The sequence below is a fragment of the Brevibacterium sp. LS14 genome, assembly GCF_012027885.1.
Lineage (GTDB): Bacteria > Actinomycetota > Actinomycetes > Actinomycetales > Brevibacteriaceae > Brevibacterium > Brevibacterium casei.
In genome coordinates, this window is record NZ_SJXG01000038.1 from 22,063 (window position 1) to 41,632 (window position 19,570).

14 protein-coding genes are annotated in these 19,570 nt (G+C 70.3%); 2 read left to right on the plus strand and 12 right to left on the minus strand.

The window, feature by feature from the left end:
* Positions 1–145 precede the first annotated feature (145 nt).
* From gatB to EZE58_RS05585, 9 genes are all read right to left on the minus strand, one after another.
* Positions 146–1,627: an Asp-tRNA(Asn)/Glu-tRNA(Gln) amidotransferase subunit GatB gene (gatB, locus tag EZE58_RS05540; protein ID WP_095375971.1), complete on the minus strand. Its 1,482-nt coding sequence runs from the start codon at positions 1,625–1,627 to the stop codon at positions 146–148.
* On the minus strand, positions 1,624–3,123 hold the full coding sequence (gatA, locus tag EZE58_RS05545) for an Asp-tRNA(Asn)/Glu-tRNA(Gln) amidotransferase subunit GatA (protein ID WP_009379362.1): 1,500 nt from the start codon (positions 3,121–3,123) through the stop codon (positions 1,624–1,626). The genes gatB and gatA overlap by 4 nt, the downstream gene beginning before the upstream one ends.
* A gap of 1 nt (position 3,124) precedes the next feature.
* Complete coding sequence (gene gatC / locus EZE58_RS05555) at positions 3,125–5,944, minus strand: Asp-tRNA(Asn)/Glu-tRNA(Gln) amidotransferase subunit GatC (RefSeq protein ID WP_009379364.1); 2,820 nt, start codon at positions 5,942–5,944, stop codon at positions 3,125–3,127.
* Positions 5,945–5,957: 13 nt separating this feature from the next.
* Complete coding sequence (locus tag EZE58_RS05560) at positions 5,958–6,428, minus strand: hypothetical protein (protein ID WP_009379366.1); 471 nt, start codon at positions 6,426–6,428, stop codon at positions 5,958–5,960.
* Between the two features lie 114 nt (positions 6,429–6,542).
* Positions 6,543–8,702, minus strand: coding sequence for an NAD-dependent DNA ligase LigA (gene ligA / locus EZE58_RS05565; protein WP_009379368.1), 2,160 nt, complete (start codon positions 8,700–8,702; stop codon positions 6,543–6,545).
* Between the two features lie 56 nt (positions 8,703–8,758).
* The gene (locus EZE58_RS05570) at positions 8,759–9,874 is read right to left on the minus strand and encodes a hypothetical protein (protein WP_167560015.1); all 1,116 of its coding nucleotides are present in this window, start codon (positions 9,872–9,874) and stop codon (positions 8,759–8,761) included.
* Entirely contained in the window at positions 9,831–11,819 is a 1,989-nt protein-coding gene (locus tag EZE58_RS05575) for a prolyl oligopeptidase family serine peptidase (RefSeq protein WP_101624793.1), read from the minus strand. The genes EZE58_RS05570 and EZE58_RS05575 overlap by 44 nt, the downstream gene beginning before the upstream one ends.
* 41 nt (positions 11,820–11,860) lie before the next feature.
* Positions 11,861–13,033: a tRNA 2-thiouridine(34) synthase MnmA gene (gene mnmA / locus EZE58_RS05580; RefSeq protein ID WP_009379371.1), complete on the minus strand. Its 1,173-nt coding sequence runs from the start codon at positions 13,031–13,033 to the stop codon at positions 11,861–11,863.
* On the minus strand, positions 13,030–14,241 hold the full coding sequence (locus EZE58_RS05585; RefSeq protein WP_232252475.1) for a cysteine desulfurase family protein: 1,212 nt from the start codon (positions 14,239–14,241) through the stop codon (positions 13,030–13,032). The genes mnmA and EZE58_RS05585 overlap by 4 nt, the downstream gene beginning before the upstream one ends.
* Before the next feature lie 116 nt (positions 14,242–14,357).
* On the opposite strand from EZE58_RS05585, the gene EZE58_RS05590 reads away from it, so the two are divergent.
* Positions 14,358–14,708: a hypothetical protein gene (locus tag EZE58_RS05590; protein WP_009379374.1), complete on the plus strand. Its 351-nt coding sequence runs from the start codon at positions 14,358–14,360 to the stop codon at positions 14,706–14,708.
* Entirely contained in the window at positions 14,705–15,166 is a 462-nt protein-coding gene (locus EZE58_RS05595) for a hypothetical protein (RefSeq protein ID WP_009379376.1), read from the plus strand. Before EZE58_RS05590 ends, EZE58_RS05595 begins: the two co-directional genes overlap by 4 nt.
* Before the next feature lie 66 nt (positions 15,167–15,232).
* On the opposite strand, the gene EZE58_RS05600 is transcribed toward EZE58_RS05595, so the two are convergent.
* Genes EZE58_RS05600 through EZE58_RS05610 form a run of 3 tightly spaced genes read right to left on the minus strand, consistent with a single transcriptional unit; the run spans position 15,233 to position 19,564 of the window.
* Positions 15,233–16,966 (minus strand): hypothetical protein, encoded by a 1,734-nt coding sequence (locus tag EZE58_RS05600; protein ID WP_144588195.1) that lies wholly within the window; start codon positions 16,964–16,966, stop codon positions 15,233–15,235.
* A 59-nt stretch (positions 16,967–17,025) separates the two neighbouring features.
* On the minus strand, positions 17,026–17,949 hold the full coding sequence (locus EZE58_RS05605) for a tetratricopeptide repeat protein (RefSeq protein WP_144588193.1): 924 nt from the start codon (positions 17,947–17,949) through the stop codon (positions 17,026–17,028).
* A 22-nt stretch (positions 17,950–17,971) separates the two neighbouring features.
* A complete protein-coding gene (locus tag EZE58_RS05610; protein WP_144588318.1) occupies positions 17,972–19,564 on the minus strand; it encodes a hypothetical protein in 1,593 nt (530 codons plus the stop codon).
* Positions 19,565–19,570 lie beyond the last annotated feature (6 nt).

The following is a 19,570-nucleotide window of genomic DNA, read 5'->3' on the forward strand; positions in this document are numbered from 1 at the left end:
GCACCACCGGGGAGGATGCGAAAAGCCACACCCTCCGACTTCCCTGCCGGACTCCCTGGGCCAGTGACGGGCCCGGAGTCCTTTGGGGAGAGTCTAGAGGGTGTGGCTGGATCAACCCTGAGTTCGGCTCAGCCGCCCACGCGGCTCAGCCGTTGATCTTCGCGAGGATGAGCTCCTTGGCCTTGCCGGCATCGGCCTGTCCGCGGGTGGCCTTCATGATCGGACCCATGAGCGCGCCGATGGCCTGCATTTTCCCGCCCCGGATCTTCTCGACGACATCCGGATTGGCCGCGATCGCCTCGTCGACGGCGGCCTCGAGGGCCCCGGTGTCCTCGACGATCTCGAGTCCGCGGGCACTCATCACCTCGGCGGGTTCTCCCTCACCGTCGGCGACGCCTGCGAGGACCTCCTTGGCGAGGCGGTCGTTGAGCTTGCCGTCGGCGAGCAGCGCGACCAGCGCAGCGACCTGGGCGGGGGTGACGAGCTCGGTCGGGTGGATCTCGCGCTGGTTGGCGAGGCGAGCGACCTCCCCGGTCCACCATTTGCGGGCCGCGGGCGCCGGAGCGCCGGCAACGACGGTGTCCTCGATGGCCTCGAGGAGGCCGGCGTTGACGATGTCGCGCATCTCGAGGTCGCTGAAGCCCCATTCGCCGGTGAGCCGGCGGCGCTTCTGCGCGGGCAGCTCGGGCAGTGACTCCTTGATCTCGGCCACCCAGGTCCGCGAGGGGACGATGGGCACGAGGTCGGGTTCGGGGAAGTACCGGTAGTCGTCGGCGTCGGACTTCACGCGGCCCGAGGTCGTCTCCCCGGTGTCCTCGTGGAAGTGCCGGGTCTCCTGGACGACGCTCTCACCGGCTTCGAGGACGGTCGCCTGGCGGGCGATCTCGAAGCGCACGGCGCGTTCGATCGAGCGGAACGAGTTGACGTTCTTCGTCTCCGTGCGCGTGCCCAGCGGAGCGTCGGGGCTCTCCCGGAGGGAGACGTTGACGTCGGCGCGGACGTTGCCCTGCTCCATCTTCGCCTCGGAGACGCCGATGGCACGGAAGATGTCGCGCAGGGTGCGGACGTAGGCTGCGGCCACCTCGGCGGCGCGCTCCCCGGTGCCGGTGATCGGGTGGGTGACGATCTCGACGAGGGGGACGCCCGCACGGTTGTAGTCGACGAGGGAGTGGTCGGCGCCGTGGATGCGGCCGGTGGCACCGCCGACGTGGGTGTTCTTGCCCGCATCCTCCTCCATGTGCGCCCGCTCGATGGGGATCGTGAACGGGGTGCCGTCCTCGAGTTCGATCTCCACCGAACCCTCGGCGGCGATCGGCTCGTCGTACTGGCTGGTCTGGAAGTCCTTGGGCACGTCGGGGTAGAAGTAGTTCTTCCGCGCGAACCGGCAGGATTCGGCGATCTCGCAGCCGAGCGCGAGACCGATCCGGATCGCGTATTCGACGCCCTTGGCGTTGACGACTGGCAGGGAGCCGGGCAGTCCGAGCGAGGTCGGGGTGATGTTCGAGTTCGGGCCCCCGCCGAAGGTGTTGGGGGCGGCGTCGAACATCTTCGTCGCAGTGCCGAGCTCGACGTGGACCTCGATGCCGATGACCGGATCGTACTTCTTGATCGCGTCGTCGTATTTCACTTGGTCAGTCCTTCCGCGAGGGTGTCGAGCACGCGAGGTCCGGCGGCCTCGAGGGCGGCCTCCAACGGGCCGGCCACGGAGTACATCATGGCGTCCTGACGGGCCGGAGCGAGGATCTGGAAGCCCACGGGCAGGCCGTCGGCGAGGCCGGCGGGCAGGGAGAGTCCCGGGATGCCTGCGAGGTTCGCCGGCAGGGTGGCGACGTCGCCGAGGTAGAGCGCCATCGGATCGGACGCGGACTCCGCCCCGAACCTCAGGGCCGTCGTCGGGGCCGTCGGGGAGACGAGGACGTCGACGGCGTCGAAGGCCTTCGCGAAGTCCCGCTGCACGAGGGTGCGGATCTTCTGCGCCGACCCGTAGTACGCGTCGTAGTACCCGGCCGAGAGCGCGTAGGTGCCGAGGATGATGCGACGTTTGACCTCAGCGCCGAAGCCGGCGGCCCGGGTCGCTGCCATGACGGTCTCGGCGGTCACCGGGCCCGTCTCGGGTTCGACGCGCAGACCGTAGCGCATGCCGTCGTAGCGGGCGAGGTTCGAGGACACCTCGGAGGGCATGATGAGGTAGTACGCGTCGAGGGCGTAGGAGATCGACGGGCAGTCGACCTCGACGATCTCGGCCCCAGCGGCAGCGGCGACGTCGAGGGCCGCGGTGAATGCCGCACTCACGCCGGCATCGTAGCCGTCACCGGTGAGCTGCTTGATGACGCCGAGGCGCTTGCCCTTGAGGGTGCCGTTCTCGGCGAGCGCGACGAAGTCGGAGACCGGGTCGGGCAGCGAGGTGGAGTCGAGCGGGTCGTGTCCGGCGAGCAGCTTGTGCAGCGCTGCGGCGTCGGCGACGCTGCGGCCCATCGGTCCGACCTGGTCGAGGCTCGAGGCCATCGCGATGATGCCGAAGCGCGAGATCGACCCGTAGGTGGGCTTGACGCCGACGGTGCCGGTGAACGCGGCGGGCTGGCGGACGGAGCCGCCGGTGTCGGTGCCGACCGACAGGGGTGCCTGGAAGCCGGCGAGCGCGGCGGCGGCACCGCCGGAGGAACCGCCGGGCACATGCTCGAGGTTCCACGGGTTGCGGGTGGTCCCGAACGCCGAGTGCTCGGTCGTCGATCCCATCGCGAACTCGTCGAGGTTGGTCTTGCCGAGGACGGGCAGACCCGCGTCCTTGACCTTGTTGTGGACGGTCGACTCGTAGGGCGGGACCCAGTTCTCGAGGATCTTCGAGGCAGCGGTCGTGCGCACACCCTCGGTGACGACGAGGTCCTTGAGCGCGACCGGCACGCCGGCGAGCGCGTGGAGCTCCTCGCCGCGGGCACGCTTCTCGTCGACGTCCTTGGCCGTGGCCAGCGCGAGCTCGTCGGTGACGGTGATGAACGAGCCGAAGTCGTCCTCGGTCGCTGCGATCCGGTCGAGGTGGGCCTGGGTGACCTCGACAGAGGAGAACTCGCCGGATGCCAGACCTGCGGCGAGTTCGAGGGCGCTCTTGGTAATGAGTTCGCTCATCTCACTCCTCCCCGAGGATCTGGGGGACGAGGAACTTGTCATCGGCGGAGGCCGGGGCGGCGGCGAGCGCCTGCTCGCTGCTCAGCGTCGGCCCCACCTCGTCGGAGCGCATGACGTTGGTCAGGGCGATCGGATGACTCGTGGCCGGAACGTCCTCTCCTGCCGCCTCGTTGACCCGGGCGACGTTGCTCAGGATCGTCGTGAGGTCGCCGGAGAGTGCTGCCAGTTCGTCTTCGCTCATGGCGATCCGAGCCAGTGACGCCAAGTGCGCGACCTGCTCGGGGGTGATTGCGGAGGACTCCGTCATTCCCTGCCTTTCATCGTCGTGATCACTGCCGACAAGTCTAGTCTGTCCCCTGTCGTCGACGGCACAGGCCGATGGTGACCTCCCCCTCGCCGAGGCGGTCCGACCCCGGGTGGCCGCCCGACTCGGCCCGGGCGCTCGGTCGGTGCCGCTCCCTCCGCTCGCGAAGGGCGGGGGTGTCGTCGTCACCGTCACCTCGGGCAGCTCGGGCCCACGGTAGGGTTCGACGCGCACGAGGGTCGACAGTGCTGCGGGACCCTGAGCGAGCCGGGAGGTGCCGTGGTCGCGGGTGAGCACGTTCGGGTTGCCATGGACCTCGAGGGAGTCCTCGATGCCCGGGTCGGCGGCCTGATACCAGGCTCCCGCGGAGAGCTGGATGACCCCGGGGCTGATGTCCTCGCTCAGGCGCACGCCGGCCAGGCAGGCGCCGCGGTCGTTGACCACACGGACGATGTCGCCGTCGGCGATGCCGCGGGCGGCGGCGTCGGCGGGATTGAGTCGGCAGGGTTCGCGGCCGCCGATCTTCGCTGCCCTGCTGCCGGCGGCCATGTCGAGCTGGCTGTGCAGACGGTGGGCGGGCTGGTTGGACACGAGGTGGAGAGAGCCTGCCGGGGCGTCGGCGGCGCCGAGCCATTCGGTCGGTTCGAGCCAGGCGGGGTGCCCCGGACAGTCGTCGTAGCCGAAGCCGTCGATCGTCGCCGAGAAGAGTTCGATGAGCCCGGACGGGGTCTCGAGCGGGTGCGCGACGGGGTCGGCGCGGAAGGCCTCGAGGAGCACGGTGCTGCCCTGCGGGATGTCGACGCCGCCTTCCTCCCAGAAGTCGGCGAACTCGGGCAGGTCGATGCCGTGCTCGGCTGCAGCGGATCGCGTGGAGGTGTACAGGTGGGCGATCCACTCCATCTCGTCTCGGCCGGCGGTGAAGTCCTCGGCGACGCCGAGGCGGCCTGCGAGGGCACGGAAGATGTCCCAGTCGGCGCGGGCCTCGTGGCGCGGCGTGATCGCCCGGTGCATCGCAATGATCCGTCGGTCCCCGGAGGCCGCGCCGAGGTCGTTGCGCTCGAGCGTCGTCGTCGCGGGCAGAACGAGGTCGGCGTGCCGGGCCGTCGCCGTCCAGAACGGCTCGTGGACGATGACCGTCTCCGGCCTGGCCCAGCCGCGTCGGAGCCGGTTGAGGTCCTGATGGTGGTGGAACGGGTTGCCGCCCGCCCAGTAGACGAGGCGGGTGTCCGGGTAGCGGCGGACCTCGCCGTTGAACTCGTACTTCTCCCCCGGGGCCAGCAGCATGTCGGCGATCCGAGCTGCGGGGATCGGGGCGCTCACGGCGTTGACCCCCACCGGCAGGCGCGGGGCGGGGAACGGGTACTGCCAGTTGCCCATCGTCCCGGTCGCCCCGTACCCGAAGCCGAAGCCGCCGCCGGGCAGTCCGATCTGCCCGAGCATCGCCGCGAGCGCCGGGGCCGCCCAGAACGGCTGCTCTCCGTGGTCGGCGCGCTGGAGCGACCAGGCCACGGAGATCATCGTCCGGTTCCCGGCCATGCTCCGGGCGAGCTCGCGGATCGTCTCCGCGGGGATGCGGGTGATCTCCGCCGCCCAGTCGGCGTCCTTGGCGGTCCCGTCCTCGCTGCCGTCGAGGTAGTCCCGGAACCGCTCCCAGCCCACGCAGCGGGTGGTGAGGAACTCCTCGTCGTGGAGGCTCTCGGTGAGCAGGGTGTGCCCGAGTCCGAGCATGAGCGCGGTGTCCGTGTTCGGTCGGATCGGCAGCCACTGCGGGTCGATGACGTCGGGAGCGTCGTCCCTGATCGGGGAGACGGAGACGAACGCGCAGCCGTTGTCCCGCGTCGCCCGCAGTCGGCCCGGGATCGTGTGGTCGGAGATCCCGCCGGATTCGAGCTGCGTGTTCTTCAGGGCGATTCCGCCGAACATCACCCACAGCTGCGTGTGCTCGGAGACGACGTCCCAGCTGCTCAGGCGGCCGTTGGCGAACTGGGCGGGCCCGAGCACATGGGGCAGGATCATCGCCGCGGCCCCGAAGCTGTAGTTGCCCACCTGCGAGGTGTGGCCGCCGAACGAGTTGAGGAAACGGTGGAGCTGGGTCCGTGCGTGGTGGAAGCGACCGGCGCTCGACCAGCCGTAGGAGCCGCCGAAGATCGCGGCGTTCCCGTACTCGGTCCGCACCCGATCGAGTTCGGAGGCTGCGAGGTCGAGGGCTTCGTCCCAGTCGATCTCGACGAAGGGATCGGCTCCGCGGCGCTCACCGTGCCGGTGTGTGCGCAGGTCCTCCTCGCCGAGGCGGTCGCTCGGTCCCGCGGACCGCCGTTCGGCTCGGACGGCCTCGAGCCACGACCTCCTCGCCGCGGGACGGCGGACGCGCAGCCCAGAGTCGACGGACTCGCCGAGGTCGGCGATCATCGGGCTCGGGTGCGGGTCGCGCGGTTCGGGAACGAGGTCGACAAGGGTGTCGTCGGTGACGACGGCGGTGAAGGCTCCCCAGTGAGAACTGTGCGCGACCGAGCTCATGGTCCCCTTCGTATCACACGGTCGTGCGCTCGGGCCAGGTCCTCTCACCGCGGATGTAGGAGGACATGTCCCCGAGCACGCGGTCGGCGTCGGCCTGGGTGATCTCGCCGGCATCGACCCCGGTCTGGAGGTCCGCGGCGAGGTCGGTGATCCGCGCTTCGGGCGATTCCGCTCCGGAGCCCGCTGCCGTGCGGAACGTGACGTCGCTGCGGACCGGTGCCGTCGAATCGAGGCTGCGCGGACTGAGCGGGACGACGTCGGAGCCGTCGACACCGACGGGCGGGCTCGTCCCCTCCGGGGTGCCGCCGGACCACGGTTCGCCCGCCTCGGCGGCGGTCTTCTGTGCGGCCCCGGCGGTGAGCTGCTTCCCGTGATGATCGGGGCTGAGCACGAGGTCGGCGAGACCGGCTCCGATCGGTGCGGCGGTGAGGACGGCGGCGAGGACGACCGCGGTACCGGCGATCACACGGGGAATGGCCTTCATGACCGTCACTCTTCCAGACGAAGCTGTCCGACGACTTGGCCCCGCCTGTGACGTTCCTCCGTCGCAGCCTCCGCCGCCAGTCGGGATCGAGCCTCGCTGTCGGTCAGAATCCCGTCACTCGAGGTTCCCGGTCGTGAGCAGGGTGCGGAACCCGTCCTCGTCGAGGACGGGCACCCCGAGGGACTCGGCCTTCTCGAGCTTCGATCCGGCGTTCTCGCCGGCGACGACGTAGTCGGTCTTCTTCGACACCGAGCTCGCGGCCTTCCCGCCGGCGGCGACGATCGCCTCTTTGATGCCGTCGCGGGTGAAGGTTGAGAGGGACCCGGTGGCGACGATCGTCAGACCGGCGAGGGTCTGCGGGGCCTCCTCCCCCGGGGCGTCCTCCATGCGCACCCCGGCAGCCCGCCACCGGTCGACGATCTCCCGGTGCCAGTCGACGGCGAACCAGTCGCGGATCGAAGTCGCGATCGTCTCCCCGATGCCGTCGACTGCGGAGAGCTCCTCGAGACTCGCCTTCTCGATCGCGTCGAGCGAGTGGAAGTGGGCGGCGAGCGTCCGGGCGGCTGTGGGTCCGACGTGGCGGATGGAGAGTGCGACGAGGACCCGCCACAGGTCCTGGTCCTTGGCCTTGTCGAGTTCGTCGAAGAGCTTCTGCGTGTTCTGGGTGGGAGCGCTCGGTTTCTTCGCAGTCCCCCGGGTGAAGAAGTAGGGGACGAGCTCGCGCTCGCCCGTCTCGACGCCTTTGACCCGCTTGTTCCGCCAGATCTTCACCTCCGCAAGGTCTTCGGGGGTGAGATCGAAGAGGAACGCCTCCGAGGTCAGCGGCGGGGTCTCCGGTTCGGCGGGGGCGGTGAGCGCGAGCGCCGCCTCCTCCCCGAGGGCTTCGATGTCGAAGGCCGCCCGGGAGGCGAGGTAGAACACGCGGTTGGCCAGCTGCGCCGGGCACGAGCGGGCGTTGGGGCAGCGGAGGTCCTTGTCGCCCTCCTTCTGCTCCCCGAGCAGCGTGCCGCACGAGGGGCAGTGGGTGGGCATGACGAATTCGCGTTCGGAGCCGTCGCGGGCGGCGACGACGGGGCCGAGCACCTCGGGGATGACGTCGCCGGCCTTGCGCAGGGTGACGGTGTCACCGATGAGCACGCCCTTGCGCTTGACCTCGTAGCCGTTGTGCAGGGTCGCGCGTTCGACGGTGGAGCCGGCGACGGTGACGGGCTCCATCACGGCGAACGGCGTCACCCGGCCGGTGCGTCCGACCTGGACCTGGATGTCGAGGAGCTTCGTCGTCACCTCTTCGGGCGGGTACTTGAACGCCGTCGCCCACCGGGGCGCGCGCGAGGTGTAGCCGAGCGCCTCCTGGACGGCGAAGTCGTCGATCTTGACGACGATGCCGTCGATCTCGTGGGTGACGTCGTGGCGGTGCTCGCCGTAGTAGGAGATGAACTCCTCGATCTCCTTCAGCGTCCCGAGGACCTTGTAGTACTCGCTGATCGGCAGACCCCACTGCCGGAACTGCTCGTAGACCTCGGACTGGCGGGCGGGTTCGGGGTGGGAGTCGTCGGCCGGGGTCCACGCGGCGATGCCGTGGACGAGCATGTGCAGGGGCCTCGTCGCGGTGACCGCAGGGTCTTTCTGCCGCAGGGAGCCGGCGGCGGAGTTGCGCGGATTGGCGAACGGGGGCTTGCCCTCGGCGACGAGCTGGGCGTTGAGTTCGGCGAACTTCTCGACGGGGAAGAAGACCTCGCCGCGGATCTCGACCTCGGCGGGTGGGAACTCCGTGTCGAGGCGCTGGGGGATGTCGGCGATCGTGCGGACGTTGGCGGTGATGTCCTCGCCGATGCGGCCGTCGCCGCGGGTCGCGGCGCGCACGAGTTCGCCGTTGCGGTAGAGGAGGTTGACGGCGAGCCCGTCGATCTTGAGCTCGCAGAGGAACTTCGACTTCACGGACACGGCGTCGCGGACCCGGTCGTACCAGGCGCGCAGCTCCTCGAAGTCGAAGACGTTGTCGAGACTGTACATCCGCCCGATGTGCTCGACGGGAGCGAACGTCGAGGTGTCGACGCTGCCGCCGACGGTCTGCGTCGGTGAGGAGTCGGTGACGAGCTCGGGGTACTTCTCCTCGAGCGCCTCGAGCCGCCGGGAGAGCTCATCGTATTCGGCGTCGGAGACGAGCGGTGAGTCGTCCTTGTAGTAGGCGGCGCGGTGCTCTTCGATCTGCTCGGCGAGCTCCGCGTGCGCTTTGGCCCTCGCCGCGGCGTCCTGCAGGTCCGTTGAGTCCATCCGTTCCTCTCCTGTCTCCGGAGACCGGTGCTCCGGGGTTCCTGACCCAGTCTCGCTCACTCCGCGTCCTCGAGGGCTCGGCGCAGCCCGGCGGCGATGCGCATCGCGCCCTCGTCGGCCGCCGCAGGCACGACGGCGGGGTCGAGCAGGGGCGGGTGCCCCAAGGGCAGCTCATCCCCGGCGAGGACACCGAAGCCTGAGAGGCTTCGCGCACTCATGCCGACCCGCATCCACGGCTGGCTGATCCGTTCGTACCAGGCCCGCACCTCCTCGGGCCTGGCCCCGGCCGTCGCGGGCAGGCGCAGCCAGGTGCCCACCCCCGCCTCGGCGAGGACGGCCAGCTGCTCCCATCCCTCTGCCCCGAGCGTACCCAGGGGCACGGACACGGCGGTCGCGCCGATGCCGGCGACCACCTCGGCGGCGGGGATGGCCTTCCCCCGCAGATGCAGCGGGGCGAGATCGGGGAGGCTGAGGAGGACCGGGGGCAGGTGGGCGAGCGTCGAGCGCAGGGCCGCGTAGACCTGGGTCTCGCTGATCGCAGGCAGGCTCGCGAAGCCCGAGACCGTCGGCCACGAGCCGGTGAGCACGGGGTCGAGCCGGGTCTCGACGAAGCGGATGACGACGTCTGGTCCGAGACGACGGAGACGTTCGGCGAGGTCGGAGATGCCGAAGGCGTAGGCCTGGACGACATCGCGACGGGCGCCGGAGTCGCCGAGGACGCGTGCGCCCGAGGGCAGACTGAGCGCGGTGACGAGCGTCCACGGTCCCGGCAGGGAGATCTGGACGGAGCCCTCGAAGCCCTGTCCGTACTCGGCGACGGCGTCGAGGGACTCGCCGAGGTCGGAGGCCTCGAGGCGCTCATCGCGGCCCGCGGCCGAGGTCAGGCGCCACCCGTACGAGGTGCGGTCGACGTGGAGGTCACGGAGCAGCCCGACCGCGCGCCCGACGGCGTCGGCGCCCCATCGGTCCCCCGCACGGTGGGCGATGAGGGGGACGGGAGGCAGTCCCGCGGCGAGGAGGTCGAACCCCGCCGAGGCGGCCCGCCGGGTCTCTTCCCCCGGCCGCTGCACCGCGTGTCCGGGCACCCAGATCCCCGTCGTCGTCGCCGACGGCGGCAGCGCACGGTCGTCAGCGGTGCCGGCGGGTGCGGGGGATTCCGAAGACGTCGACATAGAATCCGAACTCGCTTTCCAGGGAATCGATGATGGTCTCGGTGCGGACGAAGCCGTGGGATTCGCCCTTGTACAGACGGTAAATGTACTCCACTCCGGAGAGCCGGAGCATGTCGACGAACTGCTGCGCCTGGTTGGGTGGGACGATCGGGTCCCGATCGCCCTGCATGACGGCCACGGGCACGGAGATCTCGGTGGTCCGGTGGATGGGAGAGCGGGCGACGAGCTCCTCCGCCGCATCCGGCCACGGACCGACGAGGCCGTCGACGTAGTGCTTCTCGAAATCGTGGGTGTCGACGAGGAAGCGCATGAGGTCGGTGACCCCGAAGTACGAGGTCCCGCACGCGAAGACGTCGGAGGAGGCGAGCGCCGAGAGCGCCGTCCACCCGCCTGCCGAGCCGCCGGAGATCGCGATCCGCTTCGGGTCGGCGAGGCCCTCGGCGACGAGTGCGCGCACCGCGATGACGATGTCGTCGACGTCGACGATCCCCCACCGTCCGCGCAGGCGCTCCCGCCACGCCCGGCCGAACCCGGTCGACCCGCCGTAGTTGACCTCCATGACCCCGATGCCCCGGGAGGCGAAGTAGCTCATCCGCGCCGACATGTCCGCCGTCGCCTGACCGGTCGGTCCGCCGTGGGCGACGACGACGTAGGGTGGGCGCTCGCGGTCGAGGGCGACGAAGCGCGGATTGTGGGGCGGATGGATGACGACGGGCACTCCGCCGAGCCTGCGCGTGTGCGGGCGCGAGTAGTACTCGTCATGGGCGTCGAGGCGTTCGACGGCGATCTCGCGCAGCGCTCCGCTCACCCGGTCGACGGCGATCAGGGCGCCCGATGACTCGGGCGATTTGAGGGTGAGGAGGACGTGAGTGCGGCCGATGTCGTGGAGTTCGATGCTCCCGGCCGCGGCGATCGCCGTCAGCGGCGCCCCGGCATCGGCCGGCGCTTCCCCCTCCCCCGCCGCATCGGCAGCCGGCGTCCGCACCCGCACGAGCGCGGCCCGATCCGACTGCGAGTGCGCCCAGATCTCGTCGCCGTCGCCGAGGTGCCATTGCGCGCCGAGCTGCCACAGTGGTCCGCCGATCTCGGCTCCCGTGTCGAGGACGGGGACGAGGTCGGATGCGGCGAATTCCCTTTCCTGCCGGTGGCCGTCGGCGGGGGCGAGCGCCTCGGCGAGGTCGAGGGAATACAGGGACCAGTGCCCAGCGTGGTCGGAGCTCAGCCGCAGGGTCGTCGCCGAGGTGAACTCCGGCTGGAGGAGGGAGGCATCGGTGCCGTGGAGGACGGCGCACACGTGTCCCGGGTTCGCCCCGTGGAGATCGATGACCCACAGACTCGTGGCGTCCCACGGCATGTTCGGGTGCTCCCAGCCGATGAAGCTGAGCAGCCGACCGTCGGGTGAGAGCCTCGGCCAGGCCATGAAATGGGCCTGCCGGGAGAGCACACGCGTCGTCCCGTGCCGGGTGATGAGGACGATCGCGCGCTCGCGGGCCGTCGACCGGCAGTCCTCGCGCACGCACAGCAGTCCCCACGGTGTCATGTGGAGGTCCCCGTAGCGGACCAGGCCCGAGGTGTCCCGGGTGAGCGGGTGCGGGGCACGGCCGGGAACGATCTGCCAGACCCGCTGGTCAGCAGCATTGACGAAGCAGATGACCTCGCTGTCGGGGTCAAGGGCCCACGCCCCTCCCCCGTACTCGTGGACGGCGGAGCGGATGTTGAAGGGATCCGGGAGGATCCGTTCGCCGGGCCCGGGATGGGACAGTGAGGTGCGCACGAGACCGGTGCGGGAGTTCTCCTCGGGGATCTTCGTCGAGTAGTAGACGTGATCGCCGCGGAACTTCGCCTCGAAGATCGGTGCGGCCCCGGCGGCGACCTCGGCTGCGCTCAGCGGCGACGACCACGTGCCGTACGGCGCGGTGACGACGTCCTGAGGCGATTCCTTCATGCTCCCAGGCTACCGCCCGGCCCGGACACGTGACCCCTCATTCACACGCCGAGGCGGTCGGGAGCCGTGACGTCGATCGTCGCCTGGCCGAGCACTCGGGTTCCCCGGTAGATCACCATCGTCTGGCCCGGTGCGACTCCCGAGAGCTCCTCGCCGACATCGACGTGGAGGAGCTGACCGGCGGGCCGGGCAGCGGGCACGTCGGCTTCGTGGGCGGGCACCTCGGCGATGACCTCGCCCAGCCACGCCCGGGCGGGCACGGGATCGGCATGGGCGCGGATCTGGACCTCGCAGTCGATCGCCGACTCCGGCGTCGACCCGATGTCGGCGGGTGCCGGTCCGCACCACGAGGTGCGGATCCCGGTGAGGTGGCCCACGGCGAGGTCCTCACGGGAGCCGACGGTCACGGTGTTCGTCGCCGGGTCGAGACCGGTGACGAAGCGCGGCCGACCGTCGGCGGCGGGCTTGCCGATGCCGAGTCCCTTGCGCTGGCCGATCGTAAACGTCATCGCCCCGTCGTGTTCACCGAGCACCTCGCCGCCGGCGTCCTTGATCAGGCCCGGGCGCATGGGGATCTTGTCGGACAGCCAGGCCTTCGTGTCCCCGTCGGGGATGAAGCAGATGTCATAGGAGTCGGGTTTGTTCGCCACGGGGAAGCCGCGCTCGGCCGCCTCGGCGCGGACATCGGCCTTCGACGCACTCGCCCCGATCGGGAAGTAGCAGTGCTCGAGCTGGTCGCCGGTGAGGACGCCGAGGACATACGACTGGTCTTTGAGCAGATCCTCGCCCCGGTGGAGTTCGGGACGGCCCTCGGCGTCGCGGACCACCTCGGCGTAGTGGCCGGTCGCGATCCGGTCGAAGCCGAGCGCGAGGGCCCGGTCGAGGAGGGCGGCGAACTTGATCCGCTCGTTGCAGCGCATGCACGGGTTCGGGGTGCGGCCGGCGGCGTACTCGGCGATGAAGTCATCGACGATGTCCTCCTTGAACCGCTCGGAGAAGTCCCACACGTAGAAGGGGATGCCGAGCATGCCCGCCACCCGGTGGGCGTCGCGGGAGTCCTCGATTGTGCAGCAGCCCCTCGACCCGGTGCGCAGGGTGCCGGGCATCCGGGACAGCGCGAGGTGGACGCCGACGACCTCGTGGCCGGCATCGACGGCTCGGGCGGCGGCGACGGCGGAGTCGACTCCGCCGGACATGGCGACGAGCACCCTCATGCGCTCTCCTGCTTCCATCGTGGGGTGGCCGAGACCATTCCGGCCCGGCGAGCCTGCTCGACGACCTCGGGGAGGACGGCGAGCACGGCGTCGACGTCGTCCTCCGTCGATGCGTGGCCGAGGCTGAAGCGCTGCGCCGACCGGGCGACATCTTCGTCCATTCCGCACGCCATGAGCACGTGGGAGGGACGGGAGACGCCGGCCGAGCAGGCCGAACCGGTCGACGTCGCGATCCCACGGGCGTCGAGGCCGAAGAGCAGCGAGTCGCCTTCGCAGCCGGCGAACGTGAAGTGGGCGTTGGCGGGCAGCCGCCCATCCCCGCGGGGACCGGAGAGGCGGGCGCCGTCGATCGTCTCCTCGACGCCTGAGATGAGGCGGTCGCGCAGCCGCGCGAATCCCGCCGCCCGGGCCCCGAGGTCGGCCGTGGCGAGGTCGACCGCGGCGGCGAAGGCGATCGCGCCGGCGACGTCGAGCGTGCCCGAACGCACGCCCCGCTCCTGTCCGCCGCCGTGGAGGACGGGGGTCGGAGCGGCAGTGCGGTCAAGGAGGAGCGCACCGATGCCGACGGGGCCGCCGATCTTGTGCGCGGTGATCGTCATCGCGCTCGCCCCGAGGCCTGCGAAGTCGAGCGGGATCTGCCCGAGCGCCTGGACGGCGTCGATGTGGAAGGGGATGCCGAGTTCGCGGGCGATTGCTCCGATCTCGGCGATCGGCTGGATCGTGCCGATCTCGTTGTTCGCGGCCATGACCGTGACCAGTGCCGTGCGCTCGGGGTCGCGGCGCAGCTCCGCCTCGGCGGCGGCGAGGTCGAGTCGGCCCTCGGCGTCGACGGGAAGGACGACGACCTCGGCGCCGAGGGACTCCAGCCACTCGACCGAGTCGAGGATCGCATGGTGCTCGATCGCCGAGGTGAGCACGCGCGGGCGCGTGGGCGAGGCGAACGAGCCGTCGTTGCGGGAGAGGTAGAGGCCCTTGACGGCGAGGTTGTCGGCCTCCGTGCCGCCGGAGGTGAAGACGACCTCGGAGGAGCTCGTGGCCCCGAGTGCCCGGGCGATGTCGTCGCGGGCGGTCTCGAGCCGCATCCGCGCTGCTTGGCCGACGGCGTGCAGCGCCGAGGGGTTGGCCCGGCGGCTCAACTCGGTCGCGTAGACGTCGAGCACAGCCTGGGGCATCGGCGAAGTCGCTGCGTGGTCAAGGTAGATCGGCACGCGCACCATTTTAGGTCCACGCCCGCTCCCCGGGCCAGGATCCGTGCCCGATCTCACCCGTGAGCGCGGGCTGAGAGGGTGGGTGCCTGCCCGGTGCGGTGACTAGACTTGATCGGGTGTTCACCGTTCTCACCCTCGTGCTCTACGCCGTCGCGGCCGTGCTCACCGTGTGGTCGATCGTCGAGACGATCCGCAACCGCCCGGCTGGGAAGCTCCTGCTCGGGGTTGCGGCCCTCCTCCTGCTCCTCCTCATCGTCGAACTCGTCGTCTCCATCGTCACCTTCGGCGGCACGCACGACGTCGATCCGCTCCTCTACTTCGGCTACGTCATCACGGCGATCCTCGTCATGGCCCTCGCCGGGTTCTGGGCGTTCGCCGAACTCTCCCGGTGGGGTCCCGGCGTGCTCGCCGCGGCAGGACTGACGGTGATCGTCATGATCGAGAGAATGGACCAGATTTGGCTGTGAACAGAGGCACCATCCGCCGCCCCTCCCCGCGTTCCCCGTACTCGGCGATGCACTCGGGTCCAGGGCGCGCGCTCACCGCGGTGTACGGGATCTTCGCGCTCTCGGCGACCGCGCGGGCCGGTTACCAGGTCATCCGCGAGTTCGACGTCGCCCCGGTCGCGTATTCGCTCTCGGTCTTCGCAGCGCTGGTCTACATCGTCGCGACCGTCTGCTTCGTCATCGGCAGCCGTGTCACCCACCGCATCGCGATCGCCGCATGCCTCATCGAGTTCGCCGGCGTCATCGTCGTCGGCATCCTCAGCTTCACCCACCCCGAGGACTTCGCCAAGCCCTCGGTGTGGTCGAGCTTCGGCATCGGCTACGGCTTCATCCCCCTCGTCCTCCCCGTGATCGGCCTGTGGTGGCTCATCCGGGTGGGCAGACGCGTGCGCGGCGCAGAGGCCCCCGCCGTCCGCTGAGCGCGAGGGCCGCGAGGTCACGCCGCCCTACGGCTGCGGGGCCCCGCGACCTCACTCGATGCTGCCTCACTCGATCCGCGAGGAGAGGATGTCCCAGTCGGAGGCGACGGCGGTGAGCTCCTCACCGTTCTGCATGATGACGTAGGGCTGTGCGGTGTCGACCTTGACGGTGTTGCCGTCCTTGTCGTTCGTCTTCACCGCTTCGATCGTGTCACCGAGGTCGAGCGAGTAGTCCTCGGGAACCTTGATCGTCAGCGTGCAGCGGACCTCGCCCATGCCGAGCGCCCCCTGTTCCGTCGTCAGCGTCATCGAAGCGAAGTCGAACTCGGTGTAGGGCTTGCACTCGGCATTCACCTCGTCGAAGCCGGAGTCCTTGTCGCGCAGCCCGCCGAGGTAGTCCCGGAAGGACTTGAAGCCGCCCTGGTCGAGCCCCTTGACCTTGTCCGCCTTGCCGTCGGCGAGGTAGGACGCGACCTCATCGGCGGAGGTGGTCATCGACTCCGAGAACGCCTTCGGGGCGACCTCGACAGCGCCGTTCGCGTCGGCGAGGAGGGTCGGCGCCTGATCGGCGGGGATGAAGACGGCGGAGCGGACGATCGGCTGTGTCGACGCGGATTCGCGGGTGGCGAGCTGGACCTGGGTGAGCTTCTCGTCCCCATCGGTGGTGCCGAGGGCATAGAACCACATCGGGTACTGCTCGAAGCTCGGTCCCCCGGCGACGACCTCGGTGAAGTTCGGCGCCCGCAGCTTCTGCTTCGTCTTCTCCGCGATCTGGATCTGCGCGCGGGTGCGGTCGATGAGCGGGGCACCCTGGATCGACTCGAGGCCCTCCCCCTTGTCGGCGAGGATCTTGTCGAGGGACTCCGTGTAGGCGGTCATGAAGTCCCCGGCCTCGCCCGGGCGGACCGCGGTGCGCTCGTAGGGGGTGACGTTCGGGGTGTGCGGCTGGGCGACGGGGAGCGCCGCGCATCCGCTCAGGGCCAGTCCCGTGGTCAGGGTCAGGGCCGTGGCGGCGCGGGTGCGTGCACCACGCCGGGAGCGTCGCCGAGGCGGTTCTCCCTCGGTCGGGGGTGCGGCGTCGGTCGCCGGTTGCGTCTCCGGTTCGGCGTCCGCTTTCGATTCCGGCTTCGAGCGGCCCTTGACCGCGGCCTTCGCCCTGTCCGTCATCGTCGTCTTCGTCCTGCCCCGGGTCCCGTCGCCCGCCTCGTCGCTGGGCGTGCCGGGGCCCTCCTTCTTCCGCGGCCGGATGCGCGCGTTCCACCAGCGGAGGAAGAAGTACGCGGAGAAGCCGGCGAAGATGATCGCGACGGCGAGTCCGATGAGGCTGAGGGCGAGCACGCCCTCGACGCGCATCTTCAGCTGCACGGTCGTGCCGTCGAGGTTCTCCCCCTCGGCCGCCGGGGCGATGACGAGCATCTGCGGATCGGCGTCGAGGTCGAAGGTCTTCGCCACCGACTGGCCGGTCTCCCGGCTCGTCCACCAGTCGCGTCCGGCGATGTCGGCTGCCGGGGCGGGATCGCCGGGCAGCGACCGGTGGGTCGCCTGGTCCGGGAAGTCGACGTCGCTGATCTGGACCTGCGAGACCCCGTCGAGGAAGCTGTCGGTGTCGACGCCGTTGGCGGTGCCGAGGAACAGTTCCTTGCCCTGCGAGTTGCGGGCCTCGATGGTGACGTCGGTGCCCGAGTACGGCACGACCGCCTGGTCGAGGACGACGGCGTACGACCCGTCGGAGACCTCGAAGGCCTCGGTCTCCGTGACCTCGTCGGTGCCGACGACGGACAGCGCGGAGCCGACCAGCACTGCGAGGATCGCCGCGGCGATCGCGAACAGGATGGCTGTGGTGAGACGGACTATCTGGATCAGAACAATGCCCTCATCAGTGATGTGCGTGCTTTGGCCACGGCCGGATCGTCGGGTCCGACGATCTCGAAGAGGTCGAGGACCCGCAGGCGCAGGGCTTCCTTCTGGTCTCCCGTCGACGTGCGGATGAGGGAGATGAGCCGGGAGAACGCACCGGCGGGATCGCCGGTGACGACCTGGGCGTCGGCGGCGGCCATCGCGGCATCGACGTCCTTCGGGTCGGCGTCGGCGGCGGCGATGAGCTCGGCCGGGTCGGCGTCGATGAGGCGGCGGCCCAGCCCTGCGCGGGCGAGGCCGAACTTCGCCTCGTCATCGGCCGGGGACTCCGCGAGCGCGGCCTTGAACAGGGACTCGGCGGTGTCGAAGTCACCCTCGGCCAGGGCGGCTTCGGCCTCCGGGTGCTTCGGACCCGCAGGCTCCGGCTCGGCACCGCCGACGACGGCGCGGCCGTTCACCCCGTTCTCAGCGGCGAGTTTGAGGATCTCCTCGAGGTACGCGGCGATCTGCGGCTCGGGCAGCGGTCCCTGGAACAGGGGAACCGGCTGGCCCTTGATGACGGCGACGACCGTCGGTGCCGCCTGGACTCCGAATGCCTGGTGTAGGCGCGGGTTGGCGTCGATGTCGACCTTCGCGAGCACGAGGCGACCGCCGTAGGAGGAGATGAGGCGTTCGAGGACCGCGGTGAGCTGGGTGCTCTCCGGGGCGGCCGGGGATCCGAGGTCGATGACGACGGGCACGCGATCGGACAGTGCCACGACATCGTTGAAGACGGCTTCGTCGACGTCGAGGACGAGCGAGGGCAGCGGCACGGCGTTCGGATCGCCGGCGCCCGCCTGCTCGTCGGCAGGCAGATTCCTGCTGCGGACCGCGGAGAGGTCGAGCCCCTCCTGGGGGCCGGCGTCCTGTGTGGGATCGAGTGACACGGGATCTCCTTCTGGTGGCTGGTCAGCCGAGCTTGGCTCCGCTGAGGGTTTCGAGTCCGCCGATGAGTCGGACCTTGCCGTCCTTCGGCACGAGGAACGTGAGCACCTGATACGTCGAGGTCGACACCGGCTTCTGGGTGCTCGACTCTCCGGTGAGCTCCTTCTGCGGGGTGCTCAGCGTCAGCGTCCCGGTCCGTCCTCCTTCGGACTGGGGTGTGATCGTCGACGTCGCCTCGATGACGCCGGTGACGACTGCGGCGTCGCCGGCAGTGCCCTGTGCGACGATCTGGTTGCCCGGATCGTAGGAGAACTTCACGCTCGCCTTGCCCGCCTCGGCGCTCTTGCGCTGCTCTTTCTGGTTGGCCCAGATCGACTTCGCGAAGTCGTCGGCTTCGAAGCTCTTCGCCTCCTTCGAGTCGGCACCCGATCCGAGCGCCTTCGCGTAGTCGGCGATGGTCTGCTTCGGGGTCTTCGCATACCCGTCCGCCTCGGCGTCCAGCAGCGGCGAGCCCTGCCGGGCGTCGGCGATCTCCGGCAGCTCGGTGCCGGGGACGAGCCGCGTCTGCGACCACAGCTTGTAGTCCGAGCGCGGATCCTCCTGGGTGAGGACGAGGAGCTGAGTGGCATCGCCGGCCGAAGTGATGAGGCTGGTGACCCGCGGCCAGGTGTCGGTGGCGGCGGTGTAGTTGACGACGATGTCGTCGGCGGCCACGGCCGGGGGAAGGTCGTGGTCCTTGACCTTCTTCTTCACCGCGTAGGCGGCCCCGCGCTGGTCGAGGGCGGGACCGGTCGCCCGCTCCTCGAGCGCCTTCGCATCGAGGTCCTTGTCGGCGGCGGCGACACCGTCGGCGACGGCACCGAGGATGCGCTCGGCCTGCGTGCTGCTCACCCCGGCCATCGGGGTCGTCGGCGCGGCCGAGGGTTCGGGCTTCGGCAGCTCTTCAGGTCCGCACGCGCTGAGCGCGAGCACGGGGACGATGGCGAAGGCGGTGCCGTATTCGGCGAGTTTGCGACGACGGTCCTGGCGGGCCTGACGCCGGTCGGCTTCGCGCTTGGCGGTGCGGCGCCCGAGGAAGAGGAGGACGAGCCCGATGAGGAAGATCACGCCGCCGCCGATCATCAGCGGGATCGCCCACGGGGTCGCCGCATTGCTCGGCCACGACAGGGTCACGGAGCTGACCTCGCCCGGCTGTCCGGAGCCGACGATGAGGAACCCGGTGCGGTTCGCCTCGGCGTCCCAGTCGAGGCTCACGGTGCCGCTGCCGGTCGTCTCCGCCTCCCACAGGTCGGCCCCGGCGGGGTTGGGCACCTCTTCGGCGCCGTCCTTGGGTTCGACGGTGAGGCCGCCCTCGGAGGCGAGGCCGGTGATGCGCGCGGCGGCGGAATCGCCGATCCACGCGTCGATGCTCTCGATCGGAGCCTGGGCGATCGTCAGGTCGCCGGTGCCCTCAGCGGTGAGCGTCGCCGGGGTCTCGTAGAGATTGAGCATCCCCGGGTCGACGACGACGGCGGGCGCCGAGCCGTCGATCTGCGTCGTGGCGGTGATCGTGTCGTCAGGGGCCCACAGGGTCTTCTGCAGCAGCCCGAGGCCGGCGACGACGACACCGACCACCATGAGAAT